This window comes from Kitasatospora sp. NPDC057512 (assembly GCF_042802135.1).
Taxonomy (GTDB): Bacteria; Actinomycetota; Actinomycetes; order Streptomycetales; family Streptomycetaceae; genus Kitasatospora.
Map to the genome: position 1 here is coordinate 1 of NZ_JBHVET010000648.1, position 5,003 is coordinate 5,003.

4 protein-coding genes are annotated in these 5,003 nt (G+C 74.3%); 3 read left to right on the forward strand and 1 reads right to left on the reverse strand.

All coding sequences use genetic code 11. The features are described 5' to 3' along the window. Nucleotides 1-58: 58 nt before the first annotated feature. The gene (locus ACFU6K_RS31155; RefSeq protein WP_380668692.1) at nucleotides 59-970 is read right to left on the reverse strand and encodes a lysozyme; all 912 of its coding nucleotides are present in this window, start codon (nucleotides 968-970) and stop codon (nucleotides 59-61) included. A gap of 380 nt (nucleotides 971-1,350) precedes the next feature. On the opposite strand from ACFU6K_RS31155, the gene ACFU6K_RS31160 reads away from it, so the two are divergent. The 3 genes from ACFU6K_RS31160 to ACFU6K_RS31170 all read left to right on the forward strand — a co-directional run. Further along, a complete protein-coding gene (locus ACFU6K_RS31160) occupies nucleotides 1,351-1,929 on the forward strand; it encodes a GNAT family N-acetyltransferase (protein WP_380668694.1) in 579 nt (192 codons plus the stop codon). Nucleotides 1,930-2,198: 269 nt separating this feature from the next. Further along, nucleotides 2,199-3,938, forward strand: coding sequence for a glycosyltransferase family 2 protein (locus ACFU6K_RS31165; RefSeq protein WP_380668696.1), 1,740 nt, complete (start codon nucleotides 2,199-2,201; stop codon nucleotides 3,936-3,938). Nucleotides 3,939-4,074: 136 nt separating this feature from the next. Beyond that, nucleotides 4,075-5,003, forward strand: a 929-nt coding sequence (locus ACFU6K_RS31170) for an acyltransferase family protein (RefSeq protein WP_380668698.1), incomplete at its 3' end; no start/stop codon positions are given.

Here is a 5,003-nt window from a genome sequence, read left to right on the forward strand (position 1 = left end):
GCGCGGGTGCGTCGGCCGTCGGCCGTGTCAGTCGTCGGGCCGTGTCGGCCGTCGGCCGTCAGCCCAGGGCGAGGGCGCGGAGGCGGTCGGCCGCGCCGTTGAAGTAGTTCTGGTCACCGGGGAAGGTGCCGGAGTCGGCGAACTGCCAGAAGGTCTGGTAGCCCCAGCCGTTCGGCAGGGTGCCGACGGAGGAGGCGTAGCGGGCTATCCAGAGCGGGTTGGTGGTGCCGAAGCCGCCGTTGTTGCCGGTGCACTGGGTCCACCAGTTGGTGGTGGTGTAGATGGTGGGGTAGCGGCCGGTGCGGGAGTGCACGGTGTTGCTGAAGTCGCGGATCCAGCTGACCATGGCGCTCTGGCTGAGGCCGTAGCAGGTGGCGCCGTAGGGGTTGTACTCGATGTCCAGCGCGGGCGGCAGGGTCTTGCCGTCGGCGGACCAGCCGCCACCGTGGCTGACGAAGTAGTTGGCCTGGGTGGCGCCGGAGGAGGCGTTCGGCAGCGCGAAGTGGTAGGCGCCGCGGACCAGGCCGGCGTTGTACGAGCCGTTGTACTGCTGGGCGAAGGACGGGTTGGTGTAGCCGGTGCCCTCGGTCGCCTTGACGTAGGCGAACCTGGCGCCGTTGGCGGCCACCGAGGACCAGTTGACGTTGCCCTGGTAGCCGGAGACGTCCAGGCCCGGGGTCTGGGTGGCGGCGAGGGAGGCGAACGGGGCGGCGGCGCCGCGGCCCTCGCGGGCGGCGACGGTGGAGCCGGCGAAGTCCTGCTCGGGGTGGAAGCCGGGGCGGCCCTCGACGACGGGGGCGACCGGGGCGGGGTCGGCCGCGTACGCGGGGGCGGCCGCACCGGCGACCAGGGCGGTCGCGGCGGCGAGGGCGGCGAGCGCGGGCAGGCGGCGGCGGGCCGGTCTGGCGGTGGCCGCGGTGGCGTCCGTGACGGTGGCCATGGTGCGGGCGGAGCGGGAAGAGCGGGGCATGAGCACTCCTCTGGTCCGAGCGTGGGGAAGGTCGAAATGACCCGGTACGGCCGGGGTCTGACCGGCCGTACCGCAGAGTAGCCATGTACCTGGCGCCGCCACCAGGCATCTTTTTTCACATGGTGAACGCACGTCACCTGGGGTGGGACGCCATGACCGGCAACCGGCGTTGCCGGTTCTGCCGGTGCGGTCGGCCCGGGACGGGGCGGTGGCAGGGCCCGTGGAGGGCGCGGCGGAGGGGTCCGCGGCGGGGTCGGCGGCGGGGTCGACGGAGGGGTCGGGGGAGCGGAGGCGGCGCCCGGGGCGACGGGAGCGTTGTGGCACGATGCCCGCGGGCCGGCCACCACGGGCGGCCCCCCGCACGTGAGGAGAGACCAGCCATGATCGAGACCGCCACCGACCCCGCCCGGCCCGCCGGGGAGCCCGAGTTCCGGACCGCCGTGCCCGCCGACGTGCCGGCGCTGGTCGCGCTGGTCGAGTCCGCCTACCGGGGCGATTCCAGCCGGGCCGGGTGGACCACGGAGGCGGACCTGCTGGGCGGCCGGCGCACCAACCCGGAGGCCGTCGCCGAGGCCGTGGGCCACCCCGACGGCGTGGTGCTCCTCGCCGAGCGGGACGGCGAACTGGTCGCCTGCTGCCAGCTGGAGCGGCGCGGCGGGCTGGCCTACTTCGGCATGTTCTCGGTGCGTCCCGGGCTCCAGGGCGGCGGCATCGGCCGGGCCGTGCTGGCCGAGGCGGAGCGGGTGGCGGGCGAGGAGTGGGGCGTCGGCGCGATGGAGATGACGGTGATCGAGCAGCGCGCCGAGCTGATCGCCTGGTACGAGCGGCGGGGCTTCCGGCGCACCGGCGAGTTCAGCCCGTTCCCGTACGGCGACGAGCGCTTCGGCATCCCGCGGCGGCCGGACCTCCGGTTCGCGCACCTCGTCAAGGAGTTGAAGGCGGAGTCCACGGGGAATTGACGTCCGTGTACGGAAGTTGACGACTGTACGGCGGTCGGGCGGGAGGCCTGGGTGGAGCCGTACCGGTACTTGACGGCCCCGGAAACGGCCCGCCCTCGGGGTTCGGTTCAGTTCCGCTGGACCGGGTTTCCGCAGGTGATCCACCGTCAACTCGCTGAGCTGGGGCGATGCGGAGATGTCATACCTCGTTCATGATTGGTCTAGGCCAATGTGAGAGGCTGAGCGCGAACGGCCACGTTCCGTCCGCTGCCCAGGGGGGCCATTTCCGCATGCCCGTTCTCCATGGCACCGCCATGCCCGCACCCGACACCGGTCCGCGCCGGACACCCGCGGACCCCGACGGCCACCGGCTGCCCAGCCCGCCCGACGACGAGGAGCTCTACTGGTACTTCGGCCCGCAGCGCCGCTGGGTGCTGCTCTGCGCCACCCTCTCCTACGCGGGAGCCACCGCCACGCTCGGCCTGTTCGCCCTCAGCAAGCCGCTGCTCTGGCCCTTCCTGGTGCTCACCGTGCTCAACGCGGCCACCTGGCTGCTCTCGCTCACCGACGGCCAGCGCGCCCGGCGCTTCACCCGCGACTCGCACGACCTGCTGCTGCGCGCCTGGAGCCCCGCCCGCGCCCCGAGCGTCGACCTGCTGCTGCCGACCGCCGGCGAACCGCTGGCCGTCCTGGACAACGCCTACCGGTACACCGCGGCCGTCCGGTGGCCCGGTGAGCTGACCGTCCTGGTCCTCGATGACGCCGGCCGCCCCGAGGTGCGCGAACTCGCCGAGTCCTACGGCTTCCGCTACCACGCCCGCCCCGACCGGGGCCGGTTCAAGAAGGCCGGCAACCTCAACCACGGCCTGGCCGAGGGCACCGGCGAGATCGTCGCCGTCCTGGACGCCGACTTCTGCCCCCGCCCCGACTTCCTGCACCACCTGGTGCCCTACCTCGACAACCCCGGGGTCGGCATCGTGCAGAGCCCGCAGTGCTTCGACACGGACGCCGACATGTCCTGGCTCGAGCGCGCCGCGGGAGCCACCCAGGAGATCTTCTACCGCTGGATCCAGCCCTCCCGGGACGCGCAGGACGGCACCGTCTGCTGCGGCACCAACGCCCTGTACCGCCGCGCCGCGCTGCAGCGGATCGGCGGCTTCGCCGAGATCGACCACAGCGAGGACCTCTACACCGGCCTCGCCCTCGCCCGCGCCGGATGGGCCACCCGCTACGTCCCCGCGCTGGTCGCCAAGGGCATGTCGCCCACCGGCCTGCCCGCCTTCATCAGCCAGCAGTACCGCTGGTGCCTCGGCTCCCTGGCACTCGTCCGCGACCCGGACTTCCGCCGCGGCCCGCTGCCGAAGTCCGCCCGGCTCTGCTTCTGGAACGGCATCCTCGGCTACGTCACCAGCGCGGTGAACGTCTTCGCCGTACCGCTGCCCGCCCTGATCATGCTGTTCTTCCGGCCCGAGGAGATCCAGCCCTGGCAGGTCCTGCCGTTCCTGCCGCCGATCTGGGTCGCCCTGGTGCTGCTGCCCGCGATGTCCCGCACCCGCTGGCGCTTCGAGGTCACCCGGGTCCAACTCCTCGGCGGGCTCTGCCACGTGGTCGCCATCGCGCACGCGCTGCGCCGCCGCTCCGCCGACTGGGTGCCCACCGGCGCCGTGTCCGGCGGCAGTACGCTCGCCCGCACCGTCGCCCGGATCGGGGTCGCCTGGCTCGGGCTCGTCGTCCTCGCGGGCGCCGCCGGGCTGGTCCGGGCCGCGCTGCTCCACGGCTGGCGGCCGTACTGGGCGCTCGCCGGACTGCTCGCGCTCACCACGTACACCATGGTCCCGCTGATCCGGGAGCTGTGGCCGCTGCTGAACGGCACCGGCGGGGGCAAGGGCGCCGCCGTCGGTGAGGTCGCCGCGCCCGCACCGGGCCGCTCCGACCTCGGGTTCGGACGCGCCGAGGCCGTCGCCGTCACCGCCGCGCTGCTGCTGTGCGGGCTGCTGGCCTCCGGCTGGGCCGATCCGCTGATCTTCTGACGGACCGTCACTTCGACCGCATCACCTGCCTGTTGCGTTTCCTTGCGCGTCGCCCCACCGGCGCGGACACCGCCCGGCCGCCCCATCGGCCCGGCGGGCCCGACAAACCGCTGCCAGCCCTGCAAGGAGCACCGCCGTGTCAACGGCCGTACCACCACCGTCGTCGTCCTCCTCTTCCGCTGCCGCCCCGTCCGCCGTTCCCTCCGCCGCCCCGCCCGACCCGCGCGTCGACCTGCTGCCCGGCGTCGTCCGGGTGGACCGGGAACTCGCCGCCCCGCAGCGCGCCGCCGTCGCCGAGAGCGGGCAGGCCCGCCGGCGCACCGCCTTCCGCCCCGACATCGAGGGGCTGCGCGGCGTCGCCGTGCTCTCCGTCCTCGCCTTCCACTCCGCCGTCCCGGGCCTGACCGGCGGCTTCGTCGGCGTCGACGTCTTCTTCGTCATCTCCGGCTTCCTGATCACCGGTCTGCTCGTCGGCCGCCCGCTCGGCCTGTGGGACTTCGCCGCCCGTCGCGCCCGGCGCATCCTGCCCGCCGCCGCCACCGTGCTGGTCGCCACCGCCGCCGCCGGCGGCGCCCTGCTCGACCCGCTGCGCGGCACCGACCTCGCCCGCGACCTGATCGCCTCCGCCGGGCAGTTCGCCAACTGGCGCTTCGTCGGCCAGCAGACCGACTACCTGGCCGCCGAGCGCGACCCCAGCCCGCTGCAGCACTTCTGGTCGCTGGGCGTGGAGAACCAGTTCTACCTGCTCTGGGGCGTGCTGCTGCTCGGCCTCGCCCACTACCTGCACGGGCGCCGCCGCACCCTGGCGATCACCCTCGCCACGGTGGCCGTCGGCGGCGTCTCCCTGGCGCTCTGCCTGCGCTGGACGGCCACCTCCGCGCCGCTCGCCTACTTCTCCACCGGCAGCCGGCTCTGGGAGTTCGCGGCCGGCGCCTGCGCGGCGCTGGCCGGCCCGGCCCTGCTCTCCCGCGCCGGGCGGCGCCCGGTGGTGTGGTCGCTGCGGGTGGTCGGCTGGCTCGGCCTCGCGGCCGTGCTGGCGCCGGTGGTCCTGTACGACCGCAACAC